At 44.1% G+C, this 20,954-nt stretch carries 17 protein-coding genes and 1 pseudogene; 5 read left to right on the forward strand and 13 right to left on the reverse strand.

What is annotated here, in order from left to right; genetic code table 11:
- The first annotated feature begins 296 nt into the window (after positions 1-296).
- Positions 297-1,370, forward strand: coding sequence for a permease (locus R7Q39_RS17840; protein WP_242542090.1), 1,074 nt, complete (start codon positions 297-299; stop codon positions 1,368-1,370).
- Between the two features lie 98 nt (positions 1,371-1,468).
- Here R7Q39_RS17840 and R7Q39_RS17845 read toward each other — a convergent pair.
- Positions 1,469-2,229 (reverse strand): annotated as a pseudogene (locus R7Q39_RS17845) (transporter substrate-binding domain-containing protein).
- Between the two features lie 120 nt (positions 2,230-2,349).
- On the reverse strand, positions 2,350-2,868 hold the full coding sequence (locus R7Q39_RS17850; RefSeq protein WP_033906138.1) for a cysteine hydrolase family protein: 519 nt from the start codon (positions 2,866-2,868) through the stop codon (positions 2,350-2,352).
- A gap of 120 nt (positions 2,869-2,988) precedes the next feature.
- Here R7Q39_RS17850 and R7Q39_RS17855 point away from each other — a divergent pair, with 120 nt between their 5' ends.
- A complete protein-coding gene (locus R7Q39_RS17855) occupies positions 2,989-3,900 on the forward strand; it encodes a GlxA family transcriptional regulator (RefSeq protein ID WP_033906137.1) in 912 nt (303 codons plus the stop codon).
- 205 nt (positions 3,901-4,105) lie between these two features.
- Here R7Q39_RS17855 and R7Q39_RS17860 read toward each other — a convergent pair whose 3' ends face one another.
- From R7Q39_RS17860 to R7Q39_RS17870, 3 genes are all read right to left on the reverse strand, one after another.
- On the reverse strand, positions 4,106-5,155 hold the full coding sequence (locus R7Q39_RS17860) for an alcohol dehydrogenase family protein (protein ID WP_042523727.1): 1,050 nt from the start codon (positions 5,153-5,155) through the stop codon (positions 4,106-4,108).
- Positions 5,152-5,673 (reverse strand): TetR/AcrR family transcriptional regulator, encoded by a 522-nt coding sequence (locus R7Q39_RS17865; RefSeq protein WP_042523849.1) that lies wholly within the window; start codon positions 5,671-5,673, stop codon positions 5,152-5,154. The genes R7Q39_RS17860 and R7Q39_RS17865 overlap by 4 nt, the downstream gene beginning before the upstream one ends.
- A gap of 143 nt (positions 5,674-5,816) precedes the next feature.
- Positions 5,817-6,998, reverse strand: coding sequence for an MFS transporter (locus tag R7Q39_RS17870; RefSeq protein WP_005377337.1), 1,182 nt, complete (start codon positions 6,996-6,998; stop codon positions 5,817-5,819).
- Positions 6,999-7,157: 159 nt separating this feature from the next.
- Here R7Q39_RS17870 and R7Q39_RS17875 point away from each other — a divergent pair, with 159 nt between their 5' ends.
- Complete coding sequence (locus tag R7Q39_RS17875) at positions 7,158-8,042, forward strand: LysR family transcriptional regulator (protein WP_005377338.1); 885 nt, start codon at positions 7,158-7,160, stop codon at positions 8,040-8,042.
- Positions 8,043-8,157: 115 nt separating this feature from the next.
- Here R7Q39_RS17875 and R7Q39_RS17880 read toward each other — a convergent pair whose 3' ends face one another.
- Both R7Q39_RS17880 and R7Q39_RS17885 read right to left on the reverse strand, forming a co-directional pair.
- Positions 8,158-9,063, reverse strand: coding sequence for a TIGR03571 family LLM class oxidoreductase (locus tag R7Q39_RS17880; RefSeq protein WP_238951937.1), 906 nt, complete (start codon positions 9,061-9,063; stop codon positions 8,158-8,160).
- Positions 9,064-9,195: 132 nt separating this feature from the next.
- Complete coding sequence (locus R7Q39_RS17885) at positions 9,196-10,101, reverse strand: LysR family transcriptional regulator (RefSeq protein ID WP_005377343.1); 906 nt, start codon at positions 10,099-10,101, stop codon at positions 9,196-9,198.
- 112 nt (positions 10,102-10,213) lie between these two features.
- On the opposite strand from R7Q39_RS17885, the gene dkgB reads away from it, so the two are divergent.
- Positions 10,214-11,014, forward strand: a complete 801-nt coding sequence (gene dkgB / locus R7Q39_RS17890; RefSeq protein ID WP_213961103.1) for a 2,5-didehydrogluconate reductase DkgB — start codon at positions 10,214-10,216, stop codon at positions 11,012-11,014.
- A gap of 198 nt (positions 11,015-11,212) precedes the next feature.
- Here dkgB and R7Q39_RS17895 read toward each other — a convergent pair whose 3' ends face one another.
- The 6 genes from R7Q39_RS17895 to R7Q39_RS17920 form a co-directional block, all read right to left on the reverse strand.
- Positions 11,213-11,905: an SDR family oxidoreductase gene (locus R7Q39_RS17895; protein ID WP_054575005.1), complete on the reverse strand. Its 693-nt coding sequence runs from the start codon at positions 11,903-11,905 to the stop codon at positions 11,213-11,215.
- A gap of 106 nt (positions 11,906-12,011) precedes the next feature.
- Complete coding sequence (locus tag R7Q39_RS17900; RefSeq protein ID WP_054575004.1) at positions 12,012-12,710, reverse strand: IclR family transcriptional regulator; 699 nt, start codon at positions 12,708-12,710, stop codon at positions 12,012-12,014.
- Positions 12,711-12,797: 87 nt separating this feature from the next.
- Positions 12,798-14,768: a tetratricopeptide repeat-containing diguanylate cyclase gene (locus tag R7Q39_RS17905; RefSeq protein ID WP_318076511.1), complete on the reverse strand. Its 1,971-nt coding sequence runs from the start codon at positions 14,766-14,768 to the stop codon at positions 12,798-12,800.
- A 186-nt stretch (positions 14,769-14,954) separates the two neighbouring features.
- On the reverse strand, positions 14,955-15,308 hold the full coding sequence (locus tag R7Q39_RS17910; RefSeq protein ID WP_005377352.1) for a DUF2750 domain-containing protein: 354 nt from the start codon (positions 15,306-15,308) through the stop codon (positions 14,955-14,957).
- A 175-nt stretch (positions 15,309-15,483) separates the two neighbouring features.
- Complete coding sequence (locus tag R7Q39_RS17915) at positions 15,484-16,098, reverse strand: OmpA family protein (RefSeq protein WP_005377354.1); 615 nt, start codon at positions 16,096-16,098, stop codon at positions 15,484-15,486.
- A gap of 2 nt (positions 16,099-16,100) precedes the next feature.
- Positions 16,101-17,411: a TolC family outer membrane protein gene (locus tag R7Q39_RS17920; protein WP_017635971.1), complete on the reverse strand. Its 1,311-nt coding sequence runs from the start codon at positions 17,409-17,411 to the stop codon at positions 16,101-16,103.
- 400 nt (positions 17,412-17,811) lie between these two features.
- Here R7Q39_RS17920 and R7Q39_RS17925 point away from each other — a divergent pair.
- On the forward strand, positions 17,812-20,954 hold a 3,143-nt coding region (locus R7Q39_RS17925), incomplete at its 3' end, for a tandem-95 repeat protein (RefSeq protein WP_318076512.1).

Raw genomic sequence — 20,954 nt, forward strand, 5'->3', positions numbered from 1 at the left:
TGCTGCTGCAATAATTATGGTTTTTTCTTATTTTGATAATTTTAGGTTATGTTTGATAAAAAGGATTCGAGATGCTCTGAAATTATCATCGACAACCAGTCTGCATAGCTAACGACATGTAACTTTATGATAAGTAATGACTAGTTTTATTATTCCATTTTTATGGAAATATTTTGTTGATCTTTTGTTTTATGATTCTATAATTCCAGAAATATCGAAATAAAGGCTTATCTATCAGGTAAGCTTGTTAGCGAAAAATGACGAGGAGAGTAAATGTGAATACAGAAATTATAACTATGGCTAAAGAAGCGCTGGATATGTTTGCGTTTCTAGCAACCGAACTTATCATCTTATTTCTGGCAATTAGCTACATTGTCGGTGTGTTGCAAGATTTTCTAACGCCAGAAAAAATTCAATCTATTCTAAGCTCGAAAAAGGGTAAAGGTTACTTCATTGCTGCGTTGCTAGGTTCGATTACGCCTTTCTGTTCGTGTTCGACCATTCCTTTCTTAAAAGGCTTGTTGCGTGCAAGAGCAGGTTTTGGACCTATGATGGTGTTCCTATTTGCAAGCCCGTTGCTTAACCCAGTGATTATTGGCTTGTTTGTGGTGACTTTTGGTTGGAAAGTTGCGGTATTTTACTTTGCTATCGCGATGTCAGTATCAGTGGTAGCAGGCTATGTACTTGAAAAACTAGGGTTTGAGCGTTACGTTAAACCAGAAGCATATCAAGCGGTAGGTTCTTCTTCGTGCGGTACTTCTTGTGGCGATTCAAGCAAGAAAAAAGAAGAAGCGAGACCAGCATCAAGCTGTAGTACCAGCGCCTGCAATGAACCTACGCCAGTTGCGGCGAAAACATCTTGTTGTGGTGATGCACCAAAACCTGAACCTAAAGTGGAAGTGTCCTGCTGTTCATCAGACGGTAGTGCAACAGCGACAGTCGTGGAAGAGAAAGAGCCTAGCCGCTGGGTACGTATTTGGCAATCAACTTGGAAAGACTTTAAGCAAGTGTTCCCTTATCTCATGATGGGGATTGCGATTGGTTCATTTATCTATGGCTTCATCCCGACGGAGTTCATTGCGGAGTTCGCTGGTGAAGCGAAGTGGTACGCGATTCCGGTCGCAGCAATCATTGGTATTCCATTGTACATCCGTGCAGAGGCGGTCATTCCACTTAGCGCGGCACTAGTACAAAAAGGTATGGCTCTTGGATCTGTTATGGCGCTTATTATTGGTAGTGCTGGCGCAAGTCTTACAGAAGTAATTTTGTTGAAATCAATTTTTAAGAACCAAATGATCGCTGCCTTCCTAATCGTTATCTTAACGATGGCCATGGGAGCGGGTTACTTATATAGCTGGGCTTTTTTATAAAAATAACCCTCGGGCGATTGCTCGAGGGCTCTGTTTTTGTCGCCATATAGGGAAAGGGAAGTTTCCTATACCGCGCAGACTATAAAAAAATAACGAGGTTACTCGTAAATACTATAGGAGAAATACTTGCTGGCGATGGTTTTATGCTTACCGCTCTGGATCAATTTTTGTATTCCGCTATCGAGTAATGCTTTTAATTCTTTGTCTTGTTTTCTCACTGCTACGCCAATGCCACGGCCGAACCACTTTTCCTCTGTAAACGCTGGTCCAGTAAAGTGATAGCCTTTACCTTGTGCAGTTTCAAGAAAACCAGCACTTAAACCGATTGAGCCGCCAAATACAGCATCTAACCGTCCATTGAGTAGATCGGTAAATGCCTCATCGAACGTACCATAACGACGAATATCAATATCTGGATACAAGGCAGAAAGGTACTTATCACCAATTGTGGCTCTTTGAACTCCAATAGATAAACGATTTAGGCTGCCGTCATCCATGTTGATTTCTCTATCATTTTTCATTACAAACGAGTCGGTACTTTTGCATAAGGGACGGTGAAATCGACTTTCTTTTCTCGTTCTTCTGTGATTGTCATTGCAGCAATAATCGCATCGTTCTTGCGACTAAGGAGAGAAGGGATGATGCCATCCCAATCCATTTTTGAGATAACGCACTTTACTTCTAACTCTTTGCATAACGCGTTAGCGAGGTCGACTTCAAACCCTTCTAGCTTTCCCTCTTTTGTCGTCCAGCTAAATGGGGGGTAAGCCCCTTCAACAGTGAAGCGAATTTGTTTCCACTCTTTCGCATGGCTGAAAACTGAAAATAAGCTAATAAACAATACGACTATCCATTTCATAAACGTTTCCTTGTAACTATTTGGAAACCAATGTTTAACACAAAGTAAGCAAATATCAATGGAAGTGCATATATGTGTGACCTTTCGCCCGCATTGTGTGAGCGAAAGGTTTTGCGTGTATTACAGCTTATCTTCAATAGTTACGAGGGGAACTCTCGTTGAGACAGCGTGAAGTGCAATGTTGTGAATCATTTCATCGACCGTGGTACAGCTATCCATTAAGATCGAAACATCATACTTGTCCGCAGATTTTGAAATAGCAGTATGTGTCACGCAGTTTTGTGTCATCATTCCGCATACAAGTAACTCCGTTACATTTTTGCTTGCCAATACTTCTTCTAAACGTGTTCCTTCAAAGCTATCTGCGAAGTGCTTTACCACGATTTCGGAATTCGGCGCTAAAGCAAGAACTTCTGGGTGAATATTGGCACCGTCGCTGCCTTCATTGAAGAATGGGGCAATACCCATGGCAGGGTCGGCAATATGCTGAATATGAATCACAGGAATGTCTTGCTCATTGGCTTTAGTTATTGCTCTCTTAACATTGTCTAAAGTCGATTCTGTATTCCATAAAGGAAACTTTCCTTCCGGGAAATAGTCGTTTTGCAAATCAATTACAAGTAGGGCTTTTTGAGTCATTTTCTTTTCCTTTTATTCAGGATCATTGCGGTACGAATAATATAAAGACTTTTAGCCACCTTCTTTAGAGTCTAAAATGACACAAAAGAGTCAAAAAGCGACACTTGAAGATAATTGAAAATGAAAATAGCACTCGTTAATTACCCAGATAGCTCGCAAGCCTCCGTATATGGTTTAAGCGAACTCTTCGAGATGGCAAACCGTGCGGCGGCTAAATTGGGCGTTGATGTGCACTTTGAAGTAGAGATATTGGATCACTGGCCAAACACGCACTTCGATGTGAAAACAGCGGTAATGATTCCGCCTAGCGGCACTGGTCAATATTACTTAGAACCAGAGCCAGAGCTACTCGACTGGTTAAATGTCCAACATAGTAAAGGTGCGATTTTAGCCTCCGCCTGCGCCGGTACTTTTATTCTTGCTCAAACCCAGTTGTTGACCAATAAGTCTTGTACAACACACTGGGGCTTGGCTCCTTCATTAGCGAGTCAGTTTCCCGATATCCATGTAAGACAAGAAGCCATCCTTATTAACGAAGGAACGATCATTACGGCTGGGGGTATGATGTCATGGGTGGATTTAGGTTTGGAATTGGTTTCCTTATTTGCGTCACCGGCAGTAATGCGCCTGCTAGGAAAAATGTTGGTTATTGATACTGGTCCGAGAGAGCAACGCTTTTATCAACAGTTTACTCCAAACTTCCAACATGGTGATGGGGTAATTGTTCAACTACAGCACTATATAAACGATCATTATCAAGGAAAACTGAGCAATAAAGAGCTTGCAGAGTTGAGTTGTTTAACAGAAAGGACATTGCAGCGACGCTTTAAAAAGGCGACAGGTTTCAATGTTAACCAATACATACAAAGCTTAAGAGTACAAAAAGCTTGTGATTTACTTGAGTCGACAACCCTAACATTTGACGCAATATCATTTAGAGTGGGTTACCAAGATGTGAGCGCGTTCAGGAAAATATTTAATAGAATCGTAGGTTTAACACCGAAGTCGTTCAGATCTCGGTTCTGTTCATGAACGCCAGAAGTAAGATAATGTTGGTATTAAACATTTATAACTCAGAAGCAAACACCGCATATTTTTACAAGCTGGCTTAGCGTGATGAAAAGGGATAACAAGCTAAGCCAACCGTAGCGTACTCCTAATTACTGAACATTTTGTAGAATGCTTAAAGGGTTCTCAAATTACAATGACTTGTATAGGTCGTTGTTAATCACAAAAGCTATGTGATTTCCAAAACCAGTTTCCCAATATGTTGCTTGCGTGAAAATACTTCTTGCGCTTGACCTATCTGGTTCAAGGGAAATGACTCCGCGACTAAGGGACGAATTGCGTTCTGTTCGATATAGCGAACCAAGTTACCGAATACTTCTGGTGCCAAAACGGTACAACCAAATAACGCTAGGTCTTTAAGGTAAAGAGTTCTTACATCCAGCTCGACAATTGGGCCGCCTATGGCGCCGGAAACAGCGTATCTTGATCCTGGCTTTAGTACCTGAAGAAATTGTGGCCACTGCTCTCCTGCGACCAAATCAATCACTACGTCAACGCTGTTTTCTCCGAGAGTCGCTGTTAAATTTGCATCGCGAGGGATAACTTGGTTTGCTCCTAATGCCGTGATCTGTTCTTTCTTTTCTGGGCTGGCGATAGCAATGACGTATGCTCCACGCGCCTTCGCCAGTTGGATTGCGGCAGAGCCAACACCACCGGATGCCCCTGAAATCAGTACGGTATCGCTCGCTGTGACATTAGAGCGGACAAGCATGTTCTCTGCAGTTGAATAAGAACAAGGGAAGGAGGCCAAGTCGATATCCGATAAACTACTATTCACTGCATATGCATGTTTACTGTCAACAACAGTGAACTGAGCAAAGCCACCATCACATTCTGAACCGAAGTACCAAGGCAAGCTAAGTGCTTGACTGTTGAAGCGCGTAATACATGGTTCGATGAGCACGCGCTGGCCGACTCGTGATGGGCAGATATTCTCACCAACAGCGACGATGGTACCGCATACATCGGCACCTTGGATTCGAGGGAGAGATAGCGCGTCTCCTGACCAACTTGCATCCATGCTATTGGCGTCGTTTTTAGAATACCATGCTGTTCGGGTATTGATGTCGGTGTTATTGACTCCGGCGGCGGCTACTTGGATCAATACATCATCAGGCGAGGGGACTGGCACAGGTATATCATCGCGGTAACGAAGCATATCTGGCCCACCATGACCGATAAGTTGGACGCCTTTCATTACTTTCGGGATTGTGGTCATTGATTGTTCTCCTTCATTAGTTCTAGCAGAGTGTGTTCAGCGGATGCAAAGGCAGCGTGACCGAGAACCGGCCATGCGTTGGATAAACCTTCATGTAACAAGAAGAGTGTGGTTGCGAGGTCTTCTCGCTGACTTAGTTGGAGCATAAGCTGACGGACCGCCAATTTGTGTTGTTTTACTGCTTGATTAATCGATAGATTTTCTGGATAGGCTGCTAATGCATTGATGGACATGCAGCCATTCGGTGCAAACTCCTTCATCCAATCCTCGAGGCGAGTGAATAGGTGTAATACAGCCGGTGTTCCATTGGCAGGGGCGTCTTCGAGCAAAAAACTCAAATACCTTTGATGGCGATGCTCGAGAGCTGCAACAATCATCGCTTCCTTGGAGGGGTAGTATTTGTACAGGGTTCTCAGGCTGACTTCGCAGGCGTTTTTGAGTTGGGGTACGCTCGGCTCGGCGAAGCCATACTGACTAAATGCTTTTTCTAGGCTTGCTGCGATTTTTTCTTTCACTATTTGACATACCAGGTAGAACGTTTGTTTTACCCAAGGGTAGAATAAACTTTCTACCTCAGTCAATGGTGTATTTAAACTCTGTATTGAAAGCCCGACGTAATGCCGGGCTAATTTAAGTGATTTTTATAGATTCGGAACGTGAATCAGTGTGCCGTTGCGTGCTGCTCTCCACGCTTGTCTAGCATTCCGCTGAAACGGGTTAGTAGTAGAGCACCTAATACTACGATCGCGCCAATCCAAGGTGTGTGCATCAGCCCAGCATTGGCCACGATAAGGCCACCGCCCCAAGAACCCAGTGCAATACCTACGTTAAATGCAGCAATGTTGAGACCGGAAGCGACGTCGACTGCATCAGGTGAATATTTCTCTGCTAGTTTGACAACATAAACTTGAAGTCCTGGAACGTTACCAAAGGCAAAGGCACCCCAGACAAGAATGGTCACTACTGCAGAAGTTGGATTAAATGCTGTGACACTAAACACGAGCAATACCACAATTAGGCCCGAGAAAATCGCTGTCAGAGCTTTGATTGGCCCCATAGAGTCGGCCATCTTTCCGCCCCAGATGTTGCCGAATGCGACTGATACACCATAAACCAACATAATTAGGCTGATAGCGCTAGAGCCAAACCCCGAAACTTCTTCCAAAATAGGAGCCAAGTAAGTGAAGGCTGTGAACGTACCACCGTAACCGAGCGCGGTGATTGCGTACACCAAAAGTAGACGAGGTTGAGTCAAGACTTTTACTTGCGATGACAGCTTGGTTGCTGGTGGTTGTTTCAGATTACTCGGCACTAGCAGAGCGCTTCCTATCAGTGCGATGATTCCAAGGATCGCGACGATTAGGAAGGTTGCCTGCCAACCAAATGTCTGGCCAATCCAGGTGCCAAGTGGCACGCCCGTCACTAGAGCTACGGTCAGACCGGTAAACATAATAGCAATTGCGCTAGCGGCTTTTTCTTTTGACACTAGGCCAGTGGCGATAGTCGAGCCGATCGAAAAGAACACACCGTGTGCAAGCCCGGTCAGTATCCTTGCTGTAACTAGAGTGTTGTATCCAGGTGCTTGCCAGGCTAACAGATTGCCAAGAACAAACAGTGCCATAACAGAAAGCAGAACGTACTTTCTTTTCCAGTTACCAGTCAGCGCTGTTAAAACGGGAGCACCAACCGCGACACCAAGTGCGTACAGGCTAACTAAAAGACCCGCTGAAGGTAATGATACGTTGAGGTCGGAGGCCATAGTCGGTATCAGACCGACAATTACAAACTCCGTGGTTCCAATAGCAAAGGCGCTAAGCGTCAATGCAAGTAAAGCTAAAGGCATAACAACTCTCTCTTATAATCATTGAATATGAATGGATAAACGAATAGCCCGTTTCCATGTCGTGTATTATTAAAGAGTTATTCGTTGCGAAAAATGGTGTTTATTACAAAATACTTTTGCTATAAATGATGGAAATGCGCAATTAAGAAAGGGGATGAAATGTTAACCCGATCAGATGAATTAGAGATTCTCATGGCAGTTGTGGATAGTGGTGGATTTTCTTCCGCTGCTGATGCACTAGGTATTCAAGTCGCTAGGGTATCTCGTGCGGTTAGTAAAGTTGAATCACAGTTGGGGGTAACCTTGCTGAATCGCACGACACGCAGAGTGGAAGTTACTGAGGAAGGGCATCAGTTTGTTGAAGCGGTTCGCTTAGGTTTACTACAAATACAGCAAGCTGAAGAAGAGATCATTACACGAGGTGAATTACCTAAGGGGCGCTTAAGAGTTGATGCCGCTAGCCCATTTGTTTTACATCAACTCGTGCCGTTAATTCAGCCATTTAAAGAGGCTTATCCTGATATTCAACTCGATCTTACCTCTAATGAGGGTTTTGTGGATCTATTGGAAAAAAGAACCGATGTGGCGATACGTATTGGACGATTATCGGATTCAACACTGCATGCTAAACCTTTAGGAACAAGCCCACTATTTATCGTTGCCACGCCTGGTTATTTATCTAAACGAGGTTTCCCTGAAGCGGTGAGCGATTTGCGCAGTCATAACTTGATCGGTTTTTCTGGCGCTAAAGTGTTAAATCAGTGGCCATTACGAGGGTTTGAGATGATAGAGCCTGATATCCTATCCAGCAGTGGTGAAACGGTTAGACAGTTAGTGCTGGCAGGGAACGGCATTGCATGTTTATCTGGCTTTATGGTGAAAGATGATCTTGATTCTGGACGGTTAGTGGCATTGTTTGAATCGGAAAAAATCACAAATACTGGACGAGAACAGGTCAATGCTGTGTTCTACAAATCTTCTTCAGTCTCTAAACGTATTTCCGCGTTCATCGACTTTATTCAACCAAGACTTACTTTAAAATAACACTATTATTGTTGTTTTAATAAAAGAGTTTTGTTGTTATTGCAGCTTTTGTTTTTTCAACTGCCAAGCCTAGCGTGCCACCCCTTAGTAAGGTGGCACATATTTTTATTTGATCTTAGTTAAAGCGTGGCAACACGTACTGAGCGATCTGTTCCATTGATTTCTCAATTGGTTGGCTATTACGACGGAAATGCAACCCGATGTGATTGACTCCTGCTTCTTGCATTTTTTCTAGCTCATCGCTCAAGCCATTGACTCCGGCCCGGATACCAAAATGATGCCGAACGACTGGTGCATTTGGGTTATCGACTAAATCAAGATGAATAAAGCTGGCGTAGGGTTTGTTTCCCGCTACGGAGCGCCAAAGTGCAACGCGGTGTTCATGATCATCAGGTGTGCCTGGGTAGGCGAGCCAGCCGTCTAGGTTTTCTCCTATCCATTGTGGACTTTGCTGCGCTAACCCTGCGACATAGATAGGAATATCAGCAAACTCGGGTAATAACTGTAGATCGTTACCCAGCTTATCATTTTGCGTATCTTTCAAAATCTCTACACTTTCTCGAAAAGCCGAGCCACGGCTGTCAAAGTTAGCGTTAAAAACGGGATATTCACTAGGACGGTCTCCACTAGCCACACCGAGTATCAGGCGGTCACCACTTAACTCGTTGATGGTCGCAGCGGCTTTTTTTACTAGCCAAGGTTGTCTTAACGGTAATACTATCGCTGCTGTCCCTAGTAGAATGTTGTCGGTGCACGCAGAGAGATAGCCAAGATAACTGAACGGTTCATAAATTTGTGCCGCGTCTCCAAAGTTAGGGTCGTACAACGGGACATCTCTCACCCACGCTACGTTAAAGCCTAACTTATCGGCTAACATAATACGCTGTTTATGTGCACTCATGTCTGGTACGCCGAATGGTTTTCGTTGGAGCAGGCGTTTTGTCTGGCCTTCTTGGGTCCAGTCATTATCTAGGGGGAGCTCAACACCGATGGTGAATCTGTTACTTAAATCTTTATGCATTATGAAGCCTGACTATTACTTTGAGTACTAGGAGGCAAGGTGCCTCCCTGATATTCAGGACACTATGAGATTTTTGTTGTGAGAAAAAGCGGCAAAAAGACAAAAGTGTTTTGCCACAAACAGCGGTGGTCTTTAAAGGAACTGGTGGTTCTCTACCTTGATTTCTTGCTTGATGAAGTCAATAAAAGAGCTGATCCGGCGTGAGGTACTGGCATTTTTGTAATACACCGCATGAACTGGCTGTTCAACATTATGCGTGTGTTCACTAAGCACGCCCACTAAGCGACCAGCTTGTCGGTCAGAGTAGGTCATAAAGTCAGACAGGCAAGCTATCCCCGCACCATGTAAGGCTAAACATCTTAGCGTCTCGCCATTATCAGATCTTAGGCTACTCATAATACGCAGAAGTTTGTTCTTATCATCCATGATCGGCCATTCCTTAAGATACTCCGGCTTGTTGAATCCAAGTAGCTTGTGATTGAGTAACTGATCTATTGAGGTTGGAGTACCATGTTGTCTTAAATACTCTGGACTCGCGACGATTCGAATCCGACTTTTACCAAGAAATATCGCGCGCATGGTTGAGTTTTGTAGCTCACCGATACGAAAAGCAATATCGGTTTTTGTTCCCAAAAGGCTAATATTTTCCTCATTGGAATTGAGATCGATTTCGACTTCCGGATACAAGCTCTGATATTTAGCAATGTGCGGCGTTAGTACGTGCAGTAAGAAGGGGGTAGCTGCGTTTATTCGTAGGAGGCCAGAGGGCTTATATTTCTGGCTTTTCAGTTGTGCTTCGGCATTCTCTACTGCTTCTACAATATGTCTGACTTTATCGAGGTATATCGTTCCTTCATTAGTAACATCTAACTTACGGGTTGTGCGATTTAACAAAGTCGTTTCGAGTTTGGCTTCTAGCCGAGATACCGATCGACTCACCGCCGAGACGGTCATCGATAACAGTTCAGCCGCAGAGCTGATTGAACCCGTATCGACCACGGCCATAAAGGTGCGCATTTCATCTAGAGTAGCTTTCATTGTTGAATATATTTCAAATTAGATTTGATTATTGTTAACTTTACGGAAAGTTTCTTGCGGCGTAAAGTTTTGCTTCGAATCAACTATAAAATCGATAATTCAGGAGATTTAGATGAAAGTACCATCATTTGGCGTCGGCACGTTTCGTTTAGAGGGTGAAGTAGTTAAGGATTCAGTCCGTAATGCGTTAGAAGTGGGTTACCGCGTAATTGATACTGCACAGATTTACGGTAATGAGGCAGAAATCGGTGAAGTATTGACAAAGTCCGGTATTGCACGTGATGAGCTATTCATTACGACCAAGATCTGGGTTGATAACATGAACACGGAACAACTCATTCCAAGTCTAAAAGAGAGCTTAGAAAAGCTAAATACAGATTATGTGGATTTGACCTTGATCCATTGGCCTGGCAATAACAATAACTTGAACGAATACATGGCTTCATTACTTGAAGCTAAATCGCAAGGGTTAACCCGTAATATTGGCGTATCCAACTTTAATATTGACTTGTTGCAACAAGCGATAGAAGTGGTCGGTAAAGAGAATATTGTTACTAACCAAATCGAACTTAGCCCTTATTTGCAAAATCGTAAGTTGGTCAGCTTCATGCAGGAAAACGATATTCAGGTAACGTCTTACATGACCTTGGCATATGGGAAAGTACTTGGGGACCCAACTATTGCAGGTATTGCTGAGGACTATCAGGCCACGCCAGCTCAAGTCGCGCTTGCTTGGGCTTTGTCAAAAGGTTACGCGGTGATCCCGTCTTCAACTAAACGAGAGAATTTAGCAAGTAACCTGAAAGCACTTGAACTTAATCTGAGTGAAGAGGCGATTGCAAAGATAGATGCGTTGGAAAGAAATGGCCGCGAAGTAAACCCTGAAGGGCTAGCGCCTGAGTGGGATGATTGAGTGAGTTTCACGGGAAATCATTGCCTAAATGACACCTCTGCAATCGCTGACTTCCTCAGCGTTTGACGGTAGTACAACACCATAGACGATAACGGCTCGCTTGTCTGACGATAGTGCGAGCTTTTATCTTTTTGGCCTATTAGTTTACTGTATTCTCCCGGCCTTCAATTTGGCCGGGAGACGTCATTTAGAGATCAGTTACCAGTCAATTGTAGAGCCATCAAATACGCGGAAGCTTCCGGATTGCTCAAGTGTTAGCTGTTCTGCGACCGAAACAATGCCTGCAACACTTTCCTCGGCAGAAAAGGTTGCGTCCTCACCGCCCATATCGGTTTTTACCCAGCCGGGATGAACTGCGACAGTTTTTACTCCTCGCGATTCGAGATTGCGTGCTGCTGATACTAGAACCTGATTAAGCGCTGCTTTAGATGCTCGATAACTGTACATGTTACCTGAACTGTTATCGCTTAAACTCGCAACTCGGGTTGAGATTCCCACGATGGTTTTGTGCTGACTTTTCGCAACGTTGTCTTGTAGGGCTTGAATTAGCAGGGCAGGTGCGACGGTATTTATGTTTAGTACTTCTAGCCATTTTTTCTGGGTCATTTCGCCAAGCTTTGCACACTCTTCGCCTAATACACCTGCATTAAGAATTAAATGATCGAGCGGACGATCCGCTAATTGAGTGGCTAACTGATCGATATCTTGTTGGTTAGTGACGTCTAGAGCCATCAGTTGAAGTTGATTAGATTGGGTTACTAGTTCATTGAGCTGCTTAGCATTTTCTGGTGAACGACAAGTTGCGATAACTTGCCAACCTTTTCCAAGGTAGTGGCGGACAAATTGCAAGCCTAAGCCACGGTTAGCGCCGGTGATTAATACAGTAGACATCGCTTCTCCTACGTTGTTGAGTTGAACAACGACCATATTAGAGGCGACGTATAAGCATGTAATCAAAACAGTATAAAAATGGCCTAGGATTCGACATTGTCAAATCTTAAAATTTGAGAAAGATGCTGGCAAAGTGTTTTAGCCTAGTGACCGTCAGTTCGGAGGCAGCACCGCTAACACCTGCAACAGCAACGACTTTACCATCCAAGTAAAGGGGGATCGCTAAGCAATTGAGGTTTGGCTCTGCCTCTTCTAAATCGAGTGCGTAACCTGATAATACAACCTGATTAAGTTCAGTTTCTAACGTGGGGGATATTTGGTTTTCAAGGCGTAATGTTCGACGAAGCTCATCATCAAAACTAAGAAAAACTTTGCCGATCGCAGATGTTGTGAGTCCTTCTCGTTTCCCTCTCGGGCTACGGATAGTAAGAGGGTTATCCTGCTCTATAGCATCGATATACAAGTACTCTTTAGCGCCACTTTGTACAGCGAGGTAAGCTGTGTTGTTAGTCACTTGGGCCATTTTTTTCAGCAATGGAACAAAATGTTGTCGGATAGCTTCGTTTTTTTGTTCAATCGGCTTAGACAGTTCATAGCATCTAAACCCTAGGCTGTAGCTATGGTTGTGTTTGGATACATATCCAAGAGAGTGTAGAGTCGCAAGTAACCCGTGAACAGTCGTCTTATTTAACTGGATCGCATTACTGATCGTCTGTAATGATAGGGGAGACTCACTCATCGAGAGCAACTCGAGGATTAGAAAACCTCGCTCTAGAGACTGAATGTTTTTTCTTGCCTTGGGCACAAAGACTCCTTGATGATGGTGTTGCATCTGAATGGCTTACTGATGCTTCCACCTATAACAAACCACTACGCTGGTGGTTTGGCTTTATTAGAGAATATACTCAGCACTTAAACTGATCGGCTCGTTGTATGCGTCCACAAGGGAGTTTTTTCCTTGCTTCTTAGCATTGTATAACGCTTGGTCTAATATCGAATAGAGCTCATCAAAGTTGGTGAGTGGCATTGAGGTTGATAGATAGGCCAGACTCGCAGATATATTCAATTGATGGTTATTAAGCGAATGTACACTCTTTTCTGAAATTGTTTTATGCAGACTTTGTATTCTAAAGGGAACGTCAATCTCATCGACGTTTTTCAATAGCAAGATAAACTCTTCTCCACCTAAACGACCCAAGTACTCTCCCTTATTAAGTTTAGTTTTAAGCGCTTTGCATACCTGTTGTAGTACTAAGTCGCCAGTCGAATGACCGTACTGATCATTAATCGCCTTAAAGTCATCTAGATCGATTAATGCTAGAACGTAGCGGAAGTCTCCTTCCGCTTTGGAGGTTTGGCTTTTAATCGTCTCTATAATTGCCGCTCTGTTTAATGCACACGTTAAGCTGTCTATTTTGGCTTTTAAGCGTGTTTGTCGCTGAACCATCAATGCCAGAGCGAGGAGAATCAATAAACAGAAAACAACAAAATTATAAGTGCGTTGTTGGTCTGTGAGTTTTTCAAACTGGTACTGACTTAGAAAAGTTTCGTTGTTCAACTGCGCGACTTGTAGATCATATTCATACTCTTTTTTAGTGAGATCTAGTGCCTCTAACGCCTTGATATTACTCGCGTCTCGGTTCGTTAGTTCAATCGTCGAGTAGGCCTTGTGATGCTCCAGTGCCTTTTTGTAATCATTTTGAGCTTGGTATGCTTTTGAGAGGAGTAATTGGGCTTGCGCTTGCAATAAGGGCCTAGCGTTTTTTACCGCTAATCTTAACGCAATTGTACCGTGTTCAATCGATTTTTCGGGTGTATGGTTCTTTAAATATGCCAATCCAGCAGCCAAATGACCCTCTGTTTCAAGGTGCGTATTCTCATAAGTTTGAGCAATGTTTAATGCTCTTCCAATGTAATCTACCGCGGTATCCAATTGCCCAGAATCGGCCAAAGCAGCAGATAACCCTAAATAGGTCAACCCTTGCCCGTATGGATAATGAAGTTGTTCGAGAATCGTTAATGCATTTTTGTAGTGGCTGATGGACTTATCGAGTTCTTTGGATTTTCTGTACATCGCTCCTAGACTATGTTCGACTTGCGCAACTTCAAGAGGTGTCCCTTCATCTTGGCGAACCAGTAAGGCTTGAATGAGATATTGCTCTGATTGTTCAAATTGCCCCAGCTCTGCAAGTAAATTGCCGACGTCATTGTAAATCCCTGAAGGATCGCTTTGCGTCGACATGTTGGCCATCAACTGTCGATACAAACTTAAGGCTTTTTCATAGTCACCGCGGTAATTGTAGTTATTTGCTACCACGCGCAAAGCAAGATCAACAGGGAAGTTTTCTTGATGCTTATGATTTAAGTGGCTCTCTAAGGATGAGCAATAAAAGTTTGCTTTGTGATAACGACCTTGTTGATTCAGCGTATAACAAAGTTGATAGTTCATCAGAGCCTTGCCTTCGGAATCGGATATTTTCTTCATTGTCTGTCGCAAAGAAGAAAAGCTATCTACTGAGGCCTCGTAACTACCATGCTTACGTTCATTTAAGGCAAGAATATATTCTGATTCTAATTGAGAAAAATGGTTGTCTAAGACTTGACTGCTGCCGTAGTAAGGCTGATTTATGTTTGACATATATTCATAAATCAATCCACTTACGTAGAGCTTTTCGCTGTCCGATTTCGCTGTATGGTAGCGATCTTGAAGCATGCTCAATGCCGACTCAGGGTTGCTTCGTAGTGTGGTTTGGTAGACAGAGTGCCACTGTGTGATATTTTGGTTTGGTTCAATATCTTGAGTGTCGCTTGCATATACTGGAGTGAGCAAAAGTGACGCAAGCAAGGGATAGAGCACGCGCATGTTTAAACGAGCCTTTAATTTAAGGTGCCTTTAAAGTTGAGTTATCATAGCGCTTTTAACGCATCAGCGTTGTGATTAAGTTGGGTGTACTAAGAAAAAGAGTAGTAAAACTATGCACTTGGTCGAGATATTGAAAGAAGAGGCATAAAAAGAAAGACCTCAACATAAAGTTGAGGTCAGAAATCTTTAATCAATGTAAAGCTTTGCTAGATCTTGAGGTTCCATTTCTTTGCCTTCTAACTGATCGTTCCAGTTAGTTCCAACAAGAACACCATCTTCAGCAAGAGTCAAAAGCCAATCTTCAACAAAGATATCTAATGGGATTTCTAGTACAGTAAAATCTGCCCATTCTTCAACATTATGTGCTTCTGCATCTTCTTTAGAAGACCAGAAAGGCATGACTTCGCTGTTTTCGAATTCAGTTGAATCGCAAGATAGCCAACCTTCTTCATTGCGTAAACCCCAAACCAATTGGTTTTCTTTCGTTTCTGCAACAAAAAGGTCAAGGTTCGCTTGGATATCTGATGTAAGTTTGCTCATTTCAAAACTCTCGTTGTTATGACGTGGCTAGAGTAACACTAAAGTGCCGATTCCTAAAGCATAATACGGTTGTCGAAATGAGTAAAAATAAAGGAGCCGAAGCTCCTTTTCTGAGGTTAAGTATTCACTCGTTTTTGTTTGCTTTGTGCTTGCAGAGCAAACAAAAACAGGTACTTTACCTTTCTGGAAGAGTTGTGAATATTGTCCACTCTCTTTTTATCTCGCCTTTGTAACCAACGACTGATGCGGTTACTCGACGATTTAAAGCATGGCTGACTTCATCGGTCCCTTGCTGTGCTAAGTGAGTGTCACCAAAACCAACAATGCGGACTCTACTCGGTTCGATGTCGTAGCTTAGTAGGGCTTCACGGACATTGCGTGCTCGTCTTTCAGAAAGATCTTGGTTGTGCTTTGAACCACCAACTTTACTAGCATAGCCGTGCAGCTCTATCGAAGTAGTAGGGTACTCTTTTAAAAAGTCGGAAAGCTCTCGGACTTGTCTTCTGAAGACTGGATTGATCTCATCAGAGTCGTTAGCAAAAAGTATCCGCACTTGCATGTTATCTGATGCTTTAATGTATTCTCCACAACCGTCGTTGTCGACCTCTGAGCCTTCAGGTGTACCTGGGCACATATCTCGAGCATTGATGACACCATCGTTATCGTCATCTTGCAAATCTGCTATTTGTTCTGCATTTGGTACAGGACGATACTCATATTCGTCTTCAGCAACAACGTGTTGAGTGATGGCGAGCATACCCAATGCAAATAGAATCTTCACTGGTTTCATGATCAGTACTCCACCTTTTCATTCCATTCTGTAGGTACATCGACACGCAAGGCATTTAACAATTGGCCAGTCGCGTTCATAACGCGGTACTTGGCGTACTGCTCTGAGTATCGAGCATCCAAGTAGTTCTTTCTCGCTTCGAAAAGTTCGTTTTCAGTATTTAACAAGTCCAGCAGAGTGCGTTTTCCAATGCGATACTGCTTTTCGTAGGCGATGACAGTTTCAGAGGCCGAATCTACGTGATCCGCTAGGAACTCTTTTTGTTGAAGTGTTAAATCTAACGCACTCCAAGATAGACGAAGACCTTCTTCTACTTGGCGGTATGCACGTTCTCTTAGATCTTTTGCTTTATTTAGTTGGTAGGCAAAACTTTCAGCGTTGGCTACGTCACTACCACCGTTAAAGAGGTTGTAACGCATACGTAACATTGCTGTTGTCTCTTCGCTGCTTCCTTCGATACCGCTTGCATCATCACGCCATGTTTGAGCCGCTTCTACCGATATCGTTGGGTAGTAAGTTCCTTTAGATTGCTTGTATTGGAACTTTGCAGAGTCCACATCAGCTACCGAAATTTTGATTACTGGATGTGACTCGAATGCCAAGTCAATCGCTTCATCGATGGTGTAGGGAATAAAGTTTTGGTCCGCTCTTGGGAAAATCAATCCTTGTGGTGACTGTCCGACAAGGCGTGTAAAGGTGGTGTGGCTGTCATATAAGTTGTTCTGAGCTGCCACCAAGTTACCGTGAGCCTTTGCTAAACGAGCCTCTACCTGGGTTAAGTCTGCTGTAGAACCGATACCTGAGTTAACTCGCTTTTTAATGTCTTCATAGATCTTCTTATGCACTTTCAAGTTATTCTCGGAAAGTGTCAGAATTTCATAAGCTTTTACTGAGTCTAAATAAACTTTCGCGACCTCTAGAGCGGTGTCTTGGGCATCAGCTAGAAGTTGATAACGGACCGATTCAGCATCAGCTGCTGTTCGATCCATATCATTAAGTGTCGCTGAGCCATCCCATATTAGCTGGGTTAGTGTCACGGTGGCTTCTTTTCTTGTCAGATCGGTTGAATCTCGCCCTGACTCTGCAGGTTTGATTCCTTCGTAACCGATACCGGCATCTAAGTCTACGGATGGGAGGTAAGCACCACCAGATGCTTCATTCACATACTGCTTGCTAACGAATTCATTGAACGCACTTTTGATGTCAGGATTGGTTTTTAATGTGTTTTCAACCGCTTGCTCTAGCGTTTGCCCAAAAGCATGACTAGCGGTGAACATACCAATACAAAAGGCGTTGGCACGAGTCCACTTCACTGTGATTCTCCTAGATAATGGTAAAAATTCTCGAGGTGATAGGGCTTATAAGTGGAATACTTATAAGGGCGTCAATAATTTAGCGCACAATAACATTAATATGCGATGAAGTAACCTGTTGATTCGCTGTTCATTTGTTTCAATTTTGATAAATCAACCTACTAAATCTGCCTAAAACTTGAATTAAGATCTCAAATTAAAGATGGAGGTAATGGCTAGAAACGAGTGTCCAGATTTTAATAAAATAAAACACTTATGCATCTGGATTCTTATTGATGTATGACACATAATTACTTTATTGAGCATCAAATTGCTGTTATTGCACTATATATTCGGGCAATATATAGCAAATTAGTATTGTTAGTCAAAAACTTGACAGTTATTTAGGGTTAAGGTTTATATGGATCGTACAGCATTAGTGCCACTCGGTAATCAAGTCGTCGTAATAGGTTTGGATGGGCAGCTGAGAGTCCTTGCAGAAGGACAGCAGCCTCTACCAGGTGAAGTGATAGTGGCAATGACAGATGCTGCGCCTCAAGACCTGAAAATTCAGCTTGCTCAAGAGCAAGGTTTAAAAGATATTTCAGACGATGTAGCACAGATTATTAGTGCTATTGAGCAAGGTCAAGACCCTTCTGCTATTGATGAAGAACTCGCACCTGCAGCGGGTGAAAATAGTGGCTCCAGTTTGCAAAATAGTGCCACGATTGTACGAGATGGTACTGAAGTGCTAGCCTCAACAAACTTTGAAACTATTGGCCTAGAATCCCTCGGCTTATCTGAAACACAAGCGTTGACCTTAAATGACTTCTTCACAACAGGTATCGAGACAAGTGGGGATGGCTCAAGTAAGCCACTTACTAATTCTCCAGTGACATTAAGCGCTGTTGAGGAAGATAGCGATCCAATCACGATAACTACTGAAGAATTACTATCTAATGTCAATATTGATGATGCCGATACTCTTGTCATTACAAACGTCACTATTGAGAGTGGGAATGGCACCTTAATTGATAACAGCGATGGATCTTGGACTTACATTCCAGAGGCTGATGATGACACTGAAGTGTCATTCTCCTATGACATTATTGATAACGATGGCGGTGTTATTAATGGCACTGCTAACTTAGATATTACGCCTGTTAATGACGCGCCAATAGCAACTAATGATGCGATTCAAACTGACGAGGATTCCCAGGTTGTAATTGATGTGCTCGCTAACGACAGTGATATTGAAGGTGATGATTTAATCATTACCTCTGCTTCTGTACCAGAAGAGCAAGGTATCGTTGAGATTATCGATGGTAAGCTTGTTTTCACTCCGGCTGAAAATTTCAACGGTAATGCAACGATTAGCTACACCATCACAGATGGTGAGTTAGAGGATGAAGCTCAAGTTTCGGTAACAGTAAACTCAGTTAACGATGCGCCTATTGCCTCTAATGATACAACAATTACAGAGGAAGATAGCTCAGTAACGGTTGATGTCCTGCCAAACGACACCGATATTGATGGCGATACGCTGTCGATTGACTCGGCATCTGTGCCGAGTGACCAAGGGACAGTCGAGATTGTTGACGGCAAACTGGTGTTCACACCGGCCGAGAACTTCCATGGTGATGCCGAAATCACTTACACCGTGACCGATGGTGCACTGACTGACCAAGCGACGGTCAATGTCACCGTAAATGCGGTGAACGACACGCCTGTGGTTGAAAGCAGCATCGCAGACCAAACCTTGGCGGAAGATTTCACGCCATACAGCATCGATCTAAATACCGCTTTCAGCGATGTGGATAACGTGGATGGCGATCTGACCTTCAGCGTTTCTGGCAACAGCAACGTGTTGGTGTCGATTGAAAATGGCATTGCTACGTTCACTCCAACTGCGGACTGGAACGGCTCAGAAGCGCTGACCTTTACTGCCACCGATCCAAGCGGCGAAAGCGTCAGTCAAACGGTGAACTTCACAGTGGCGCCTGTGGCGGACATCGTGGCAGACAACGCGACGGTTGTGGAAGATACGCCAACCATCATCAAGGTCTTAGGTAACGACACGTTCGAAGGCGACGACAAAGTGGTGTCGTTGGATACCAATCACGGTCCAGCGAACGGCACGGTCTCGGTCAACCCGGACGGCAGCGTCACTTACACGCCAAACGACAACTTCCACGGTACAGACAGCTTCACCTACATCGTTACCTCGGGTGGGGTATCGGAGTCCACCACGGTGAACGTCGATGTGACGCCAGTGAACGATGCGCCAGTGGCAAAAGATGATACAGCTGTTACTGACGAAGACACGCCAGTGACAATTGATGTTCTGCCAAACGACACCGATATTGATGGCGATACGCTGTCTATCCAATCAGCGTCTGTACCTGAAGCACAAGGTACAGTTGAGATTGTTGACGGCAAGTTGGTGTTCACACCGGCCGAGAACTTCCATGGTGACGCTGAAATCACTTACACCGTCACCGATGGTTCACTGACCGACCAAGCGACGGTTAACGTCACCGTGAATGCGGTGAACGACACACCTGTGGTTGAGAGCAACATTGTAGACCAAACCTTGGTGGAAGATTTCACGCCATACAGCATCGATCTAAATACGGCTTTCAGCGATGTGGATAATGTGGATGGCGAGCTGAGCTTCAGCGTTTCTGGTAATAGCAACATTCAAGTGGCGATCGTCAATGGCATTGCTACGTTCACTCCAACCGCGGACTGGAACGGCTCAGAAGCATTGACCTTTACGGCCACCGATCCAAGCGGTGAAAGCGTTAGCCAAACGGTGAACTTCACAGTGGCGCCTGTGGCGGACATCGTGGCAGATAAAGCGACGGTTGTGGAAGATACGCCAACCATCATCAAGGTCTTAGGTAACGACACGTTCGAAGGCGACGACAAAGTGGTGTCGTTGGATACCAATCACGGTCCAGCGAACGGCACGGTCTCGGTCAACCCGGACGGCAGCGTCACTTACACGCCAAACGACAACTTCCACGGTACAGACAGCTTCACCTACATCGTTACCTCGGGTGGGGTATCGGAGTCCACCACGGTGAACGTCGATGTGACGCCAGTGAATGACGCGCCAGTGGCAAAAGATGATACCGCTGTTACTGACGAAGACACGCCAGTGACGATTGATGTTCTGCCAAACGACACCGATATTGATGGCGATACGCTGTCTATCCAATCAGCTTCCGTACCTGAAACACAAGGTACAGTTGAGATTGTTGACGGCAAACTGGTGTTCACACCGGCCGAGGACTTCCATGGTGATGCTGAAATCACTTACACCGTGACCGATGGTGCACTGACCGACCAAGCGAAGGTGGCCGTTACCGTTAACCCAGTAAACGATGCGCCAACCATCAAGGTCGATGCTGTAGAAAGTATCACTGAAGACGCGGTGAGTACCGATACGGTAGTGGCAACATTGGAAGTCGCTGATACAGATACGCCAGAAGAGCAATTAACCGTTTCTTTAGAAAACAACTCAAACGGCTACTTTGCGCTAGTTGGCGATGAAGTCAA

Origin of the sequence: Vibrio sp. 947, from assembly GCF_033339115.1 — a bacterium.
GTDB classification, from domain to species: domain Bacteria; phylum Pseudomonadota; class Gammaproteobacteria; order Enterobacterales; family Vibrionaceae; genus Vibrio; species Vibrio alginolyticus.